Source organism: Mucilaginibacter sp. SG538B, from assembly GCF_013376065.1.
In the GTDB taxonomy this organism is placed as follows: Bacteria; Bacteroidota; Bacteroidia; order Sphingobacteriales; family Sphingobacteriaceae; genus Mucilaginibacter; species Mucilaginibacter rubeus.
In genome coordinates, this window is record NZ_JABMJI010000005.1 from 14,529 (window position 1) to 31,823 (window position 17,295).

General features: G+C 40.1%; 10 protein-coding genes. All 10 read left to right on the plus strand.

Going from position 1 to position 17,295, the window contains the following annotated elements:
- The first annotated feature begins 23 nt into the window (after positions 1-23).
- A complete protein-coding gene (locus FHW88_RS23540; RefSeq protein ID WP_176628112.1) occupies positions 24-2,864 on the plus strand; it encodes an Ig-like domain-containing protein in 2,841 nt (946 codons plus the stop codon).
- 94 nt (positions 2,865-2,958) lie between these two features.
- On the plus strand, positions 2,959-6,807 hold the full coding sequence (locus FHW88_RS23545; RefSeq protein ID WP_176628113.1) for a malectin domain-containing carbohydrate-binding protein: 3,849 nt from the start codon (positions 2,959-2,961) through the stop codon (positions 6,805-6,807).
- 399 nt (positions 6,808-7,206) lie between these two features.
- The gene (locus tag FHW88_RS23550; RefSeq protein ID WP_176628114.1) at positions 7,207-8,001 is read left to right on the plus strand and encodes a polysaccharide biosynthesis/export family protein; all 795 of its coding nucleotides are present in this window, start codon (positions 7,207-7,209) and stop codon (positions 7,999-8,001) included.
- A gap of 52 nt (positions 8,002-8,053) precedes the next feature.
- Positions 8,054-10,348: a GumC family protein gene (locus FHW88_RS23555; protein ID WP_176628115.1), complete on the plus strand. Its 2,295-nt coding sequence runs from the start codon at positions 8,054-8,056 to the stop codon at positions 10,346-10,348.
- A 61-nt stretch (positions 10,349-10,409) separates the two neighbouring features.
- A complete protein-coding gene (locus FHW88_RS23560) occupies positions 10,410-11,396 on the plus strand; it encodes a glycosyl hydrolase (RefSeq protein WP_176628116.1) in 987 nt (328 codons plus the stop codon).
- 105 nt (positions 11,397-11,501) lie between these two features.
- Positions 11,502-12,671: a glycosyltransferase gene (locus tag FHW88_RS23565; protein ID WP_218117282.1), complete on the plus strand. Its 1,170-nt coding sequence runs from the start codon at positions 11,502-11,504 to the stop codon at positions 12,669-12,671.
- Complete coding sequence (locus tag FHW88_RS23570; RefSeq protein ID WP_176628117.1) at positions 12,668-13,873, plus strand: glycosyltransferase family 4 protein; 1,206 nt, start codon at positions 12,668-12,670, stop codon at positions 13,871-13,873. Before FHW88_RS23565 ends, FHW88_RS23570 begins: the two co-directional genes overlap by 4 nt.
- Before the next feature lie 43 nt (positions 13,874-13,916).
- Entirely contained in the window at positions 13,917-15,419 is a 1,503-nt protein-coding gene (locus tag FHW88_RS23575) for a lipopolysaccharide biosynthesis protein (RefSeq protein WP_176628118.1), read from the plus strand.
- Positions 15,420-15,426: 7 nt separating this feature from the next.
- Positions 15,427-16,344 carry a glycosyltransferase family 2 protein gene (locus FHW88_RS23580; RefSeq protein ID WP_176628119.1) on the plus strand — a complete coding sequence of 306 codons (918 nt, stop codon included), beginning with the start codon at positions 15,427-15,429 and terminating at the stop codon, positions 16,342-16,344.
- A gap of 23 nt (positions 16,345-16,367) precedes the next feature.
- Positions 16,368-17,261, plus strand: a complete 894-nt coding sequence (locus tag FHW88_RS23585) for a glycosyltransferase (RefSeq protein WP_176628120.1) — start codon at positions 16,368-16,370, stop codon at positions 17,259-17,261.
- The last annotated feature ends 34 nt before the right edge of the window (positions 17,262-17,295 follow it).

Here is a 17,295-nt window from a genome sequence, read left to right on the forward strand (position 1 = left end):
TATAACTATAAAGATTGTTTTAGATGAGGCGGTTTTTAAAAAAAAGTTTAAGAGTTTATTTAATTTATTTAACAGCGTTTGGCTGTATCGTATTCCTGTTTTGCAGTAATTATGAAACAGTAATTAAGCCTTCAATTTATAAACATGATGAAAAACTTGTTTCATCACTGCTTTGCATAGCCGAGAACCCCGTTATAGAGCCTGTTAAGATAAATTTTCAGGATGAAAAAACCGTACCGCCTCCGGGGTGGCTTAAAGATTTTGGCGGCCAGTTTGAAAACAGGCCGGGTGTGTATGAGGGATCGCAGTTAATGTATGGCTGGAAACGTGTTGATAACGGGCAACCGGTAGACATAACCGGTAACGGACGTGCGAGAAATGAACCAGAAGATGTTCTGCTGTCAACCTTTGTACATATGCAGGCCAATGATATTAATACGCTGTTTTATGGAATTTTTAAGGGGAAAAAAATAGATAGCTACTGGGAGCTTAAACTGCTAAATGGAGTTTACAAAGTTACCGTAGCGGTTGGAGATGGAGAAGTTGGCAGGGCTGCCGAAAAGGATTGTATAAATGTTGAAGGCGTAAAAACGATTTATAATTTCACGCCGATGGGACGCGTTCGAAGCCCCGGGAGATTTAAAACCTCTACCGTAACTGTTACCGTAAGTGATGGCGCATTAACGATAGATGCGATAGGAGGTACCAATACCAAGATCTGTTATGTAGAAGTTGATCCCGTTAGCATATCACCATATGTTTATTTATCAGCAGGTTCTCAAAACCTTCTGGTTGATAAAAATAATAAAGACAGTAATACGATAGACGTCAATATCCATAATTCATTAAACACTAACATAAAGTACGAAGTATCAACAAGCTATGACAAGGAAAGCAATGGGGTAGGCTGGTTAAACAAATTAAAAAATGTTAAAGAGAGAGATTCAGTTATAACTTTTGATTATTCGGCAGCAAGAGCAATGCCTACAGGTACTTATACAGCCTCTGTACACGTTTCGGCCAATGGATACAGTAATGCCGTTATAAATTTAGCCTTGCGGGTTGTAGATCATAAACGGCCGTATGTTATATCCGCTACACCAATAAATGGCTCAAGCGTAACCTACAATAATATCACTATAGCGGCCAACAACCTGTTTATACCTGTTGCCAAAGGAGTAAAAGGAGGGGTTAATAATTCAACAATAACCAACGAAACCGTAAAACTCCTGAAAATAAGCAACGGTGAAAGTATAGAAGTGGCTGGAAATGTGCAAGGTACGGGTGGCGGCGATGCGATCAGTTTTGCGCCTGCAAAGCCGCTTGAACCCAACACCATTTATAAGTTTGTTATCACAAGCGGCGTAAAGTCATATGCGGGAACATCTTTTATGCCTTTTGAAACTGCTTTTTCAACTGCTTCAGCGCCCGTTGATTCTGCCAATCTTCTGAATGCTTCTTTTACCAAAATTTCTATCCCCGGCACACAGAATAAAAAATACACCTCGCTAACTTTTGGGCCCGACGGGAAGTTTTACGCCTTGAAAATGGACGGAAGCATAGAGCGGTTTGACGTAGACCATACAAGTGGAATGTTAACCAACATGACACTCATCAATACGCTTGTCGCAAAATATGGTGAAATAACCGCCATCGGATTAACATTCGATCCGGGTTCAACGTCATCAAACCTTGTAGCTTGGGTTTCTTTTTCCTCATCGGGCCTTACGGCAGCCCCGGTTTTTGATGGTAACATAACCAGGCTAAGCGGTAATGCTCTGAAAGATGAGCAGCTTATGGTTACCAGGTTGCCACGCTCAACACGTGATCATATGGTAAATAGTATGGCTTTTGGTCCGGATGGCGCTTTGTATATATCAGTAGGCAGCAATAGTTCGGCCGGCGAATATGACAAGGGATGGCAAAGGGATGAAACGTTGCTGGCCGGAGCAATTTTAAGGCTTGATTTAAAAAAAATAAGAGATGTAAAGTTGCCGCTTAATGTACAAACAACTGCTAATCAGGGCCTGATAAACCAGGCATCTGATCTGGCCTTGAAGTTACCAGACGGTACTTATAATCCTTATTGCTTAACAGCGCCGCTTACAATCTTTGCTTCAGGCATACGTAACGCGTATGATATGGTTTGGCATACCAACGGCCAGTTATATGTCCCGGCGAATGGGTCAGGCGGTGGTGGTAATTCACCAGCATCTGTAAAAGGAACCAGGAGACCGGATGGTACATACTACACCGGTGCCGAAATACCTTCTACCAGGAGCGTGCCGGTTCAGCATGATTGGTTATTCAGGGTAAATCCTAACAAACCGGTTGGTTTCTTCGGGCATCCTAACCCTTTAAGAGGCGAATATGTAATTAACCGTGGTTCGGTGGATAATCCTAATTACCAGTCAAACACAAAGCCTGATATCAATTACAGGGGTGCTGCATACGATTTTGGGTTTAATAAATCGCCAAATGGTGTGATCGAATACCGGAGCAACAATTTTAACGGGGCCCTTAAAGGTAAATTATTGGTTTGCAGGTTTAGCGGTGGTGGCGATATTATGGTTTTAGAGCCGGGATCGATGCTAAAGCAAAATAACAAAGGGGCATCTAACGATGATCACATTTATGACATAACTCATGCTGCAACCGGTGCAAGTAACTATGGGCTTGAAGGGATGAACGGATTTGCCAATCCGTTGGATTTAGTAGAAGATACCATAACCGGCAATTTATATATCAGTGAGTTTAACTGGAATGAGAACCCAAACTCTATTTCACAAATAACTCTGTTAAAAGCTAATAAAAAAGATATAGAACAATCCAAACCCACTGTGTATGCGTCGGGTAAGCGTTGATCTTGTGGCGTGTGGATAGCATTAAAGCAATTTGTAATGTTTTTTAGTCAATAATTATCATAAGATACGCTAATAAATTTAAATCTCCTTTTTCATGGAAAAACACAGGTACATTTTAATTGACAGCTCAATAAGTAAGCGGTGTTACAGTGTTTTAATTTTATTATGCCTCGGGATAGGCATTGCTTATGGAGCAGATAGAACAGCAGTGAAAGACTCTGTCAAAGGTATTACCGATCGCGTTTTGATTCAGGCAGCTGATGGGTGCATACCTATTAGTACGCTGCCATGTTCGGCAATTACAGTGAGTTTGCCATATAGCTTGTCATTTACCAGCAGCGTAGCCTCCTCCATTGTTGATAAAAATGGTTTAGGTACAGGCTTTACTACGGTTAATAGTTATTCAGGTACACGATTATCTGAAGATGGTACACCTACTGATCCATCGGTTCCGGGCTATGTACCTTCAAAGATAACTGTAACAGGAGGCAGGCTTCAACTGGTTACCAATAAAGGCATAGACATGCTTACTAACAATAACCAGTTGAATGTACTTGGGGTTAAAATTGTTGCAGTATCAAAATTGCGATTAGACGTAAAAATAATAAATCCCGCAAATGGTACCCAATCACAACAGGCGGGGTTGTGGTATGGGCTAAATGATAAAACCTATCTCAAACTGGATATTAGCGGCAATAAAATAGAGTTAAGAAAAGAATTTAACGATGTTTCCAGTTCAGTATCCGGCACCACTAACCCGGACCAACGGATCACGTCAGTAATTAGCGGATTGAACACTCAAACTGTTAGCTTAAGGCTAATAATCGATTCGACAACCAATACGGCGGAGGGCTTTTACTCTGTAGACGGCGTAAATTATTTAAGCACGGGCGCCGCTTATTCAATTGCAGGGTTAAATATTGCCGGAACAGGCTTAACAACAGGGGAGCAATTTGCAGGCGTTTTTGCAACCCATCGTAATTCATCAACGGCACTTACATATACTTTTGACGATTTTGCAGTGAGTAGCATTGCGGTTCCAATCACCACTAATATTGATTTTTTACCTGCCGGTTCAACTGCTCCGGCAGGTTTCACTGCAGATAATGGCTTGCCTTATGATGCGACAAGAAAATACGGGTGGGTTAACCCGGTAACAAAGGTTCCTATAGATCTAAGTGCCAATATGCGCTTGCGTACAGGCACAACCGATGCAAAACTGCGGTCTGTAGTTCAGATGCAAGCCAGCACCAACGGGCAAAATCCGGGTACCTGGGAATATGTTGTTCCAAACGGAAAGTATAATGTAACAGTAAGCGCGGGCGATGATGGCTATTACGACAGCAACCATCAAATTAATGTAGAAGGTTTACCTACAATAAGCGACTTCACGCCTTCAGCTTCAAATAAGTACAAATCAGGAAATGCAACTGTGCAGGTAAGCGATGGGAAATTGACTATCGATGCCAATGGCGGTACTAATACCAAAATGAACTATCTGACATTTGCTCCATTTAGTGCCGTAACGGATAACACGGCGCCTACAGCCAGTGTCAGAACGGTTGGTTCGCTAAAGTCAACCGGCGTTTACTATGACCTGGTGCGGGTTTACATCACAGCGGGCGATGTTGGTGGATCGGGCTTAAGTTCATTGCAATATTCAATAAATAATGGTGCCTATGTTAATTATACGGTGCCATTTTTCTTAACAGCTACCGGTGCCTACAAAATACAGGTAAAAGCTACGGATGGTAACAATAACCAGGTAATTACAAACGCCTACAACTTTAGTATCGTCCCTTCTTCGGGTGCATTTATGGTATTGAACAACCCGGATGCTTTTCCAAGCAATGATCGTTTGGTGTTTTCACGTATTCAAACGCCATGGAGAAGAACCAGCCCGGATACCACTGCTTATAATGCCAATCACGATAAAGTGAAGTTACGGATAAACAATAAAGGTACAGGCAACCTGGTGTTAAGTAACCTTACTTTATCAAATAGTACAGCCTGGAAAATAGCATCTGTTAATACAGATACAAACAGTGTTGTCCCTATAAGTATAGCGCCTTTATCGTATGCGGATGTTACTGTGCAATTCATAGCCCAAAATGCGGCCACAAGGCTTAAAGTATTTAATGATACTTTAACTATAGCGAGTAATGATAGTATCAGTCCGCAAAAAAAGGTTGTCTTAGGTGGGATATGGCAAGTGGCAGGGGAGAGTACTAACGAACCCTATGCGCAGCAAATAATAACGGCGTTTGGTTTTAATACCAGTACAGGCTATGGGCATGATGACGGCGATATAGACGGCACAACAAGGGTTCCTAATTCGAGCGAAGTAAACGCGGGGTATTTTGTAATTGCAGATCCAAGTAAGCCGATAACGGTTCATCAACTTGCTGCTTATCACGGTTGCTGCTCGGCGGTAGAAACTTTTGCCTATTACAAAAAAGGATCGAACACGCTTACCACATTGTTTACGCATAGTAATTTGGATGGGCAATCTGTTTTGCCGCGATTAACAAATACAACAAAAGGGTCGGCACAAGGTTCGTTCACCATATCGGGATCTTTTGGAATTAAAGTTGGTACATCATATTCTGATCGTACTAAAAATTTCAACGGCCTTATAGGCATAAGATTTTTAAAGGTATATGGACCTGATGGTAACATTGTTCCGGATGCCTATATTTTAGATTGCGATTATTTAGGTACATCTGCCACCAATTATGATTACCAGGACAATGTTTATTACGTTGATAATATTAAACCGGATTCTGGTTCGCTGCATCATTCTGAATTGGCGGCCTTACCCAACACGGCTGTTAATTTCGACCCCATTAAAACCGGTACATCTTCATCATTTGTAGTAACGATAAAAAATCAGGGTATTACCTATCCGGACGGCACCGGCGATTCGCCAATTACATTAAAAAGCGCGGTTATATCAGGGCCGGATGCTTCGGAGTTTACTGTAAGTGCATTAAAAACTGCTACTTTGGCCGAGCAGGCGACTACCACGCTTACCGTTAAATACACACCTGCTTCTGTTGGTATTAAAAATGCTGCCTTGCTTGTAAATTATAATAGTAATGCTTCACCATTGAGGGTGCCATTATACGCTATAGCCAATAATGCAAATAGCACGGTTAGTATTGTAAAACGCATTAAAGGGGGCTCTGACGTAAACCTGACTATCGGCAATCAGGTTTATGAAGCTGACAAAAATTATCGTTCCGGATCGATCAAATTTGATTCCCAACAGGTACTTACCGGGGTTGCCGGAACTGATATCGATTCATTGTATATAAGTTATTTGTCGGCAGCGGCAGATCAAGCACAAACGAGATATGAGATCCCGGTAACAAATGGGGATTACTTACTAAGGTTACATTTTGTAGAGAACTTTTGGACGGCACCCGGCTCACGGATCTTTAATACGACAATAGAAAATAAAGTAGGATTGCAAAATTTTGATATTTTTAGTGAGGTTGGATACCGTACGGCATTGGTTAAAGATTTTACTACCACTGTAACCGACGGTTCATTAAGTGTAAAATTTGACCCGACCGCAAATAGGGTTGCGTTGGCCGGTCTTGAGCTGTTTAAGGTGAGCACACAGGCTGCCTCATTGGCATCCACATTTATCGCGCCTGCGGGACCACCTATCACCACCAAAAAAATTGTTGTGTTCCCTAACCCAAATTTCGGAGCATCATTTAGTCTTAACGCTGCAAATTTCCCCGTGAATGAACCAGTTCAATTATCGATAAGTAATATAAGCGGTAAATTGATCCAAACACAAACGTTTACGACCGATAAGTTTGGCGCTGCGGGGATACAAGTTACTTTTAATAATAAGTTGGAACGGGGTGTATATATAATTAATACACATTCTTCTTCCGGAAATCTTTATTCGAAATTGCTGGTTCAATAGCCAGGTGATTTTTAATAATCATCGAGTTGAATTTGGCAGGAAACCTGTCAGATTCAACTTTTTTTTTTTGAGGATTTTCAATTAAAAAGATGCCAATAAAACCGCTGTGCTACCTGTACATTATCGCTGGTTTTCACACCTATTCTCACAATTCTACATTAAAGTATCAATGCTCAAAACCAGGCCTTAATAATTGATATTTTGATAATATTTGTTGGAGATCAATGAGGAAATGCTTCAATAACTCATGAAATATTAAATTGATCGTAACTGATAGCCAAAACCTTACACGCTGTAAGCGAGATGGCAACGCTGTATCGAATCAATAACAATATATATATTTTACAAAACTATACAGATTAATAAGTAAAACGAGAAATGATTATAAAATACCTATACATGAAAAATAACCGTTACTTCCTTGCTTCAATAGTTGCACTTGTTGGCTTCATGTTATGTTCATGCGGAAGCACAAAAAAGCTAATTTACGCGCAAGACGTTTCACAGGCGTCTACGCCAACTTCCCTGGCACTTGGTAACTATACAGAGCCTGTAATTCAGCCGGATGATATCCTGGCGATAAATATAAATACAACCGACCCAAATGCGACCTTGAGCATCAATAATAAAAATGGTGTTTATGCAAACGGCGGCACCTCAACCAATGGCTCTTCAAATCCGCTCGCGGGTTATTTGGTAGCAAAGGATGGAAATGTTGATATCCCGGTTCTGGGAACAGTGAAACTTGCCGGTTTAACAACGTTTGAAGCTCGTAAGACGCTAAAGGCTGTTGCTAAAAAATCCTTTGAGAACCCAACCGTTGATGTTAGGTTTTCGAACTTTAAGATCACTGTTTTAGGCGAAGTGAATCATCCTGCGGCTTATATCGTGCCTAACGAGCAAGTGACAATTTTAGATGCCTTAGGATATGCCGGTGACTTGACAATTTACGGACGCCGCACAAACGTATTGCTTATACGCAAAAACCCCAATGGCAATGACTTTTCTGTAAGGCTGGATATGACGAGAAAGGAATTTTTGAACTCGCCATACTACTACCTGAAGCAAAACGATGTATTATACGTGGAACCGCTTAAAACAAAGGTTCTTAACAATGATAATAATCTGGTTAAATACTTGTCGTTGGCAGCTACCTTACTTACTGCTGCAATATTTGCAAAACGCTATTTGTAGGAACTGTTTAACGCAAGTTAATTCTCTATCTATAATTCACCCCAGGAAACAAATGAAAACAAGATATTTAAACGGGAACGATAAAAATGACAATAAGTTACTGTCGCAACTAAAGTCCTATTGGTATTTATTCTTACTATGCCCGATACTATTTGTGGCATTGGCATATTTTTTTACCATTTATGCCACTCAACAGTACCTTGTAAGCAGTTCGATGTTATTGCAGCAGCAGCCTAATAATCCAGATGCCAGCTCCGCATATGCAAACGGCGGCGCAACATCTGCATTAAACCTGAATGAGATTATAAAAAATGAAGGTGATGTGCTCCGGTCACGCAACCTGATTCAGGAAGTGGAGCAAAAGCTGCACCTCAACATTAAACTGTTAGCTAATAGTGGATTGTTCGCAACAGAGATCTATGAAGAATCGCCTTTTGAGGTAAAAATAGCCAAAACTAAAGTCGACTCTTTGAAAAGGCGGGAGTACGTAATTACTCCGGTGGATGGTACCCATTTAAACATTGCCAACTCAAAAGAGAACGTAAACTTAAATGTAAGCTACGGAGCTGCTATCAAATTGCCCCAGTATGACCTGATAGTTAACAAGAAACCGAACGTGCCGGTTTTGTTAAGCGAATATTCTACACAAATTGTATCTGATGATGACGCCATAGCGGATATTACCCGCAACTACGACGCGGAGTTTATCGATAAAGGTACTACCACCGTTGCGCTAACGCTATATTATCCAAATTCAAAGAAAGGTGAAGTGATATTGCAATCTTTAATGAATCAATATCTTGAGGATAATCTTACACAGAAAAAAGCATCTATCGATAGTACTATTAACTTTATTAACTCTCGCCTGGGGGTTGTGGAAGATGAGTTAACTAACGTTGAGAAAAACTATCAAAACTACCGTAGCAGTAATAATATCGCGGATCTTGATGAACAGTCGAAAGTTTTGGTTGGCTCCGCAAGCGAAAACACCAATAAATACCAGCAACAACAAATTCAGTTATCTATAATTAAGGATATAAAAAGCAGGCTCGACGATCCTAACAATAAGCAGGTTATTCCAAGCTCGTTGAATATCCAAAATGCTTCGTTTGCAGCAAGCTTATCCCAGTACAACAATTTGTTGAATGAAAGGATAAAACAGCGTTTATCCTTCACAGAAACCAATCCGGTTATCGTTAATATAGATCAACAGATACAAACAGTACGGCATAATTTGTTGCAAAGCATTGACAGTTACAAAAATGAAATGGTTTTGAACAGCTCAGGAATTAATGCTCAAACTAATATACTGAGTAACAACATCAAACAGGTTCCGGGCAAGCAACGTACTATTATGGATTTTAACAGGCAGCAGGAGCTTAAACAGCAACTATATGTATACCTGTTACAAAAAAGAGAAGAAACTTCGATGGCCAAGGCCGCCAATATATCTTATTCCAGGGTAATTGATAACGCGAAAAGTTCAAAAGATCCTGTTAAACCTATCAAGCCGCTTATTTACGCCATGGGCTTTTTTTTGGGGCTGATAGTGCCTTTCGGTATAGTTAATTCTAAAAAGCTGATACAGTCAAAAGTTGTTTCTGAGGGAGATATAGAGCAACAAACCGATGTTGCGATTATAGGTAAAATTGGGCATCAATCGCTAAAACTCAATTCAAAATCAGATCAATTGGCCCGGACACAGGTTACAGAAAGCATGCGCACATTGCGAACTAAGCTTAGGAATATATTGGATAGCGGCCAGTCCAGTGTGATAATGGTTACCTCGAGTGTAAACGGCGAAGGGAAAACTTTTCTGACCAAGAACCTGGGTGGCACTTTTGCAATGGCCGGGAAAAAAGTATTACTGATGGAATTAGACCTCCGGAAACCGAAGCTCTCATCCGTATTGAATGTTGATAACGCAGACCTCGGTTTTTCCAACTACGTTTTAGAAAACATCAATGCCGATGATCTTATCAAGCCCAGCGGATTTGATGATAACTGCTTTGTAATAACATCGGGACCGGTTGTTTCAAATGCCAGTGAACTTTTGTTGACAGATAAATTGGGTGAACTTATAACCGAAATGAGAAATAAGTTTGATTACGTTATTATCGATAGTTCGCCGGTAGGGCTGGTATCAGATGCCCTTGTGATCCAAAAGCATGTTGATATGACCATTTATGTTTGCCGTCATAATTACACAAATAAATCCCAGATTGAAATCATAAACGAAATTAAGGAGAAGGATAACGTGGATAACCTGTACCTGGTTATTAATGACGTTAATTTTTCGAAAGCAGGTTATTTCGGGTATGGATACGGTATTGGCTACGGCGATTGATCTACTGATATAGTCTCATTAATATAAAAAGCTTCAATACATCTTTTAAAAGCTCGTTTTTATGATGAAAGTATCATTTGTGGTTACCACGTGCGTGTTGCTGTTTTACACATGCCGTGCGCAAAGCCCTAAATCTCAGTTTGTATGGGGTATAAATGGGCATCCCTTAACACAAAAGGACTATAGTAATAATTTAGATGACCAAATAACAGCTTTAAAAGATTTGAATGTTTCCAGCTATCGTTTTGACGTAATCCTCACCAAGGATGGTTATGCAAAAAATCAGCCGGCGTTCATAAAATTGCTTCAAGCGCTTAAGCAAAACAATATTTTGCCTTTTGCCGCCGTGATGCAAACAGGTGTTGGCGGGATGCTACCAGATTCCGTCTATCAAATCGCGTTTTCACAGGGGAAGAATTTTGGTGTAGCCTACGGTGATTATTTTACCGTGCTTGAAGTAAACAACGAAGTTGATAACAAGATCAGGGTAAGAAATGTACCGGACGGAGTTAGTCCTGATGCCGGGTATGATATCGAAAAAAGTAAGCGTTTCATGGCGCAGATATCAGGCTTTATAGATGGTGTCAAAACGGTTAAGCCCTCTATAAAGATCTCGCTGTCAGTTAGCTTTACCCATTTTTACTATCTGGAGCTATTGAAGGAAAACAAAGTGAACTATGATATAATTGGCTGCCATTGGTATTCCAACATGGGAGACATGCTTGCTCAAAAACTACCAATAGCAAATGTGCTTTCCTATATACAAGGGCATTTCAATAAACCGATCTGGATTACGGAGTTTAATAAGTTTAAAGGCACAGGGGCAGTGAGTTTTGCTATGCAAAGCCAATACATAACCGATAATATCCCTAAGCTGATAGCGCAGAAGAAAATAGGTGCATTTTTCGTTTACGAGCTTTTTGATGAACAGTCTTTATCCGCAAAATTCCCGTTAGAAGCAAACTATGGTATCATGTATAAGGATGCTTCGGGTAATTATGTAAAAAAAGATTCTTACTATGGTTATAAAGGATTGATATATAAGTAAATAAATAGAGTGTTGAAAGTGGTTGACTGCGGCTCTGATATCACCAGGCTGCTAACCACCTCCCAATAATTTAAGTATTGCGTTAAAATTACAAATCTCACAGCTATGAAAATCGCAATTGTACATGATGACTTGGTGCGTAAAGGTGGCGCAGAACAGGTGGCTTTAAGTTTTCACCATGCATACCCGTCGGCACCAATTTATACGCTTTCTTATGATGCCGCCAATACTTATCCGGAGTTCAGATCTTGTGATATCAGGACAAGCTGGTTTGGTAAGTTCATAAAAAAAGAAAAAAACATGAAGCGTTTTTTCTATCCTCTTGGGGTGATGGCCATGCAAAGACTGGATTTAACTGACTATGACGTTATACTTCAATCAACAACACATTGCGCTAAATATGTCAAAGCGGGTGCTAATACACTGGTAATTACCTATTGCCACAATCCCTTCAGATTGGTTTGGAGCCCAGATTCTTACGAAAAAGTTAGAGAATCAGGCAACCTAAAAAGGAGGTTATTAAACAAGGTGCTGGCCACTTTGAAAAGCATCGATATTGAGGCGGCCGATCGTACAGACTGGTTTATCACAAATGCAAGGGAGGTTGTATCAAGAATTGAGAAAGCTTACCACCCAAAAAATCCAATAGTGGTTATCAACCCTCCCGTGCGGATTGAGAATTTCTATGTTTCAAATTCCGTGAGCGATTATTTTTTGGTGGTTTCCCGTTTCGAGTCCTATAAAAAAGTAGACCTGGTAATTGAGACATTCAACCAGATGCCAAACAAAAAACTTTTGATTGTAGGCAAAGGCTCAAGAGAAAAGGAACTAAAGGAAATAGCCAATAGTAATATAACATTTTTGAGCGGGCTTGATGCCCGCAACCTTGCCAAGCTTTATGCTAATTGTAAAGCGTTCATTTTTCCACAATTGGAAGATTATGGTATAACCCCCTTAGAAGCAAATGCATCGGGCAGGCCCGTTATAGCTTATAACAAGGGGGGAGTATTGGATACAATGATCCCCTATACCGATAATCCGAAGAAATCAACAGCAATTTTCTTTGAACACCAGACTGTCGAATCGTTAAAAGAAGCCATTTTATTATTTGAGCAATTGGAGTTTGATACCGCCTTTATAAGCGCGCACGCGCGCGGTTTTGATGAAAATCATTTTATTGAAAAAATAAGGGCCTTTGTTTCAGAAAAATATAGCGGCAGCACTGGTGAACCAAGCTTCAAAGAGACGATAAAAGTGGAGAAAGTTCGTATATGAGAGTTTTGCTAACAAACAGTTTTTATTACCCTGCTTTTGTGGGCGGTGCCGAAGTTTCTGTTAAAATTCTGGCAGAAGGTCTTGTAAATGCCGGTCACCAGGTATATGTATTAACAACCGGATTGGATGATCAGGTTTACCGGGTAAATGGAGTAATTGTAATCAGCCTGAAACAACGAAATATTTTCTCAATATATGGCGGTACTGACGGCGTCTCTAATCTGAAGAAAAGCATTTGGCATTTAATTGATTCTTGTAACCTGTTTTATCACACCCGGATCACCTCTATATTAAAAAGGATCTCGCCCGATATAGTAAATACAAATACCATACAGGGTTTTTCACCGGTCTTGTGGCCTACAATCAAAAAGCTCAAAATCCCGCTGGTACACACCATGCGCGATTATTATTTATTGTGTCACAAATGCAGCATGTTTAACAACGGTAATTGTGCCACTTTATGTGCACCATGCAAGGTTACCCATCAGGTAAAAAAAAACTTTTTATCATACCCAGACCATTACATTGCTATCAGTGATTTCATTTTGAGAAAGCACCGTCAGTTTTTCAATATAGCAGATGGCCACGCTACTACAATTTACAATGCGGTATTAAAGGCTGGAAACACTAAGCACAACACCGAAACCGGAAAGTTCAGGTTAGGCTATATAGGAAGGGTGGCAGCTGATAAAGGGGTGAGATACCTTGTTGATGAGTTGTTAAAGCTTCCTGATGACAAAAAAGATATGCTAAAAATTATTTTCGCCGGAAAAGGCGACCCCGAATTTGTAGCACAATTACAAATTGAACTTACAGGAATTGAACATGCGTTTCTGGGCGTTATAAGTCCAGCCGATTTTTATGGGCGTATTGATACCCTGATCGTCCCGGCGCTTTGGAACGAGCCTTTCGGCCGTACGGTAATTGAGTCCCTATCTTTTGGCGTGCCAGTATGCCAAAGCGACAGGGGAGGCCTGGAGGAGATTTTTAGTGCTGATTGCTCCTGGCTGTTTTCACCGGATGAGGGTAACCTTTTAGACTTACTTCAGTATGTTTTAGATAACCGTGATGAGGTAGAGCGAAAAAAGCAAAATTGCATCCGTCGGTCACGTGATTTTTCGGCAGATAACTATATCAAAAATTACCTGGAATTATATCATAAAATACTTGTACCCTCGGCCTTACTCCAATCTGCAAATTGATTTACTGCCGGCGATAAAACACCGTCCTATTTTTTTAACTTATATGGATAATGCAATTCTATCAAACGAAAACACACAAGAACTCAATATCAAAAAAACAGGATCTGACAAAAAAGTTGTAGTGTCCGGTATCTTTTGGAATTTTGTTCAGTTAGTCGTTAATCAATCCTTCAATTTTCTGCTAAAACTGGTATTAGCAAAATTGCTTTTTCCCGGCGAGTTTGGAATAGTAGGCATGGCAACCGTGTTTACGGGCTTTGTACAGGTATTGAATGATTTGGGCGTTGGTGCAGCGTTGGTACAGAAAAAAGAAGACACTTTACGCGCGGAGCATTATCATACCGCCTTTTGGACCGGGGTTGGCTGGTCGCTGTTTTTGTTTCTGGTGATGAGTTTTGCGGTAGCGCCCCTGGCTGCAATATTTTATAACAAACCTATTCTCGAATCAGTAATACCGGTACTTAGTATAGGTATTTTAATAAGCCCGGTTAATTTAGTTCATAAGGCCCAGCTTACAAAGCAAATGGCTTTTAAAAAGCTGGCTTATATTGATAATGTATCAAATATTGTAGTTGGTTTGATAGCCCTGGTAATGGCGTTTAAAGGGGCCGGGGTTTGGGCTTTGGTTTTTAACTCAGTTGGTAATGTGTTTTTTGCCATGCCTTTGTTTTTCAGGGCAACCAGGTGGAAACCGGCCTTCATTTGCGAAAAAAAAGCATTTAAGGAAATATTTGGATTTGGTGTTTACACAACCGGCTCCAATATCTTAAACTATTTATACAATAACATTGATTATTTGTTAATCGGCAAGCTTTTAGGCGCATCTGCCCTGGGTTTGTATACGTTGGCTTTTGTGCTTACAGATACTTTTCGCGGAAGGTTGATGGCTGTTATCAATAACGTGATGTATCCTATTTATGGAAAAAAGCAAAACGATCTGGTGGCAATTAAAAAGTATTATCTAAAAGTAGTTTTATTCAATTGTTTACTGGTTTTTCCGGTAATGATCTTTTTTATCGTAAATGGTGAGCCCTTTATTATCCATGTTTTTGGTGCCAAATGGCACGACACCGTAGCTCCTTTACAGATTTTATCGGGTTCTGTCATGCTGCATATTCTCGTTAGCGGGAACACTTCTTTGTTGAGAGGTTTAGGACGGCCAGGCATGGAGATGAAGCAGCAGCTTCTAAAAGCCGCGATATTTCTCCCTTCTCTGGCATTTGGGATATACTACGATGGACTTGTTGGAGCAGCCTGGGCAATTTTAATCAATAAACTTTTTGTAGTGCTTATAGCACAATATGGGTTTAGCTTTTTATTGACGGTTAAAATTTCTGTAAAAGACTTTTTTACAGAATTAAAGGTTCCGTTCATCGCGGCGGCGGTTTCATTCATCACCATTTATTTGTTAAAAATGGTTGGGGTAAACTTTATTATAAACGGTATTTGCCTTTGCATAGTGTACTTCGGCCTGGTTTATTTGCTGATGGGCGATGAGTTAAAGAGACTTTATCAAGGATTTAAAACGAAGAGGACACAATCTTAAATTTATAATGATATCTGTTATAATACCATGTCATAATGCTGCAAGGTTTGTTGAACGGGCCATTAGGAGTGTATTGGTTCAAAGTTATAAACACATCGAAATTATCCTGGTAAATAATAATTCGACGGATAATACTTTGCAGATATTAGAGCGTTATGCTGCCTCTTATCCCGGTAAAGTATGGGTTTTAGACGAGAAGAAACCAGGTGCACCGGCAGCGCGCAATACCGGCCTTAAAAAAGCTCGTGGTGAATGGATTCAGTACTTGGACGCGGATGATGAACTGATGCCCAGTAAACTCAGCCATCAGTTCAATATTACCGCACTACACCCGGAGGCGGGTGTTATTGCAGGTGGGTGCATACTGAATTATTATAATACCGGTAATCCGGAGGAAATCATGAGGACTGTTGATCACCACATTTGGCGGGGGCTGATCAACTCTAACTTGGGTATCACCAGTTCCAACCTTTGGAACAGGGCAGCTTTAAATGACGCAGGCGGCTGGGATGAGAATATTACATCGTCGCAAGAATATGATTTACTGTTTAGATTGCTAAAAAATGGAGTTGTAATAATTACAGATCCTGGTGTTAATACGATAATACATTTTTCAGATAATTCCATCTCTAAAAGCAAGGACAAAGAAAAAATCAAAAGGATTTTAGATAACCGTATCAACTTCCGGATCCGGATCCGAACAGAACTTAAGTCGATTGGTATGTTAACTGCCGAATTAGAGGAATGCATTGACAACTACATCTACATGGAAATTATGCGCAATTACTTTGATGTGCCTGCTTACGCTAAAGTTTTGCTTAAGAAATTCCCTTATAGAATACCTTTTCACCGTGCCGCTTTACTTAAATCAAAAATGCAGGTTAAGCGGCTGCGAACACGAATTAGAAATTACATCATCCGCTAATATCTCAATCACATTTTGCCTGTATGAACAATAAAAAAGTTACGATAATAATTCCAACTTATAAAGACTGGAGTAGATTGTCGTTGTGCTTAAACGCCCTTGAGGCACAAACCTATGATCACGATTTATTTGAAATCATTGTTGTTAATAATTACCCAAACGACAAAATACCTGCTGATTATTTTATACCTCAGAATTGCAAGATCATTGTTGAAGGCAAGCCAGGCTCATACGCTGCCCGGAATGCCGGAATCGCAATGTCTACCGGCAATATCATCGGTTTTACTGACTCTGACTGTATCCCCGATATAAACTGGGTAAAAAATGCTGTTACCTTTATGGAAGCAAATCCCGATTGCGATAGAATAGCCGGCAGTATAAAGCTATACTACCATTCAAATAAACTTACAGAAGCCGAATTGTACGAGAAAATTTATGCCTTTAACCAGGACATCTATGTCCATAGGGATGGAACCGGTGTTACAGGAAACATGTATAGCTATCGCCATGTATTTGATGCTGTTGGCATTTTTAAGGATGATTTAATGTCGGGTGGCGATTATGAGTGGTCGATAAGGGCAAGGGATGCCGGGTATAAAATCAAATACGCCGAGGATGTTATAGTAAATCATCCGGCAAGGAAAAATATATCTGAACTGATAAATAAGGCCAAGCGAGTTGGTGGAGGACAATCCGGGTTTAATTCGACCTCTGGCAAAAACAAGTTCAAAACCATTGTTAGCTTCCTTTATGATCTGAGGCCTCCAATTAAAAGCATAAAACTGATAGTGAAGAAAGGCAAAGATCTTCATTTAACACAAAAGCTTACCGTGTTTTATATCCGTTATTACCTTTCAATTATCACTGCACGCGAAAAATTTATGGTAAGCCTCGGCAAAAGTGCCCAACGCCAATAAATATTATAACTCATTTAAATAATAACCTTAAAAA

Excerpts from the sequence above, each read along its gene's own strand:
- FHW88_RS23540 (WP_176628112.1), top strand. The coding sequence starts at position 24 with ATGAGGCGGTTTTTAAAAAAAAGTTTAAGAGTTTATTTAATTTATTTA.
- FHW88_RS23545 (WP_176628113.1), top strand. The coding sequence starts at position 2,959 with ATGGAAAAACACAGGTACATTTTAATTGACAGCTCAATAAGTAAGCGG.
- FHW88_RS23550 (WP_176628114.1), top strand. The coding sequence starts at position 7,207 with ATGAAAAATAACCGTTACTTCCTTGCTTCAATAGTTGCACTTGTTGGC.
- FHW88_RS23555 (WP_176628115.1), top strand. The coding sequence starts at position 8,054 with ATGAAAACAAGATATTTAAACGGGAACGATAAAAATGACAATAAGTTA.
- FHW88_RS23560 (WP_176628116.1), top strand. The coding sequence starts at position 10,410 with ATGATGAAAGTATCATTTGTGGTTACCACGTGCGTGTTGCTGTTTTAC.
- FHW88_RS23565 (WP_218117282.1), top strand. The coding sequence starts at position 11,502 with ATGAAAATCGCAATTGTACATGATGACTTGGTGCGTAAAGGTGGCGCA.
- FHW88_RS23570 (WP_176628117.1), top strand. The coding sequence starts at position 12,668 with ATGAGAGTTTTGCTAACAAACAGTTTTTATTACCCTGCTTTTGTGGGC.
- FHW88_RS23575 (WP_176628118.1), top strand. The coding sequence starts at position 13,917 with ATGGATAATGCAATTCTATCAAACGAAAACACACAAGAACTCAATATC.
- FHW88_RS23580 (WP_176628119.1), top strand. The coding sequence starts at position 15,427 with ATGATATCTGTTATAATACCATGTCATAATGCTGCAAGGTTTGTTGAA.
- FHW88_RS23585 (WP_176628120.1), top strand. The coding sequence starts at position 16,368 with ATGAACAATAAAAAAGTTACGATAATAATTCCAACTTATAAAGACTGG.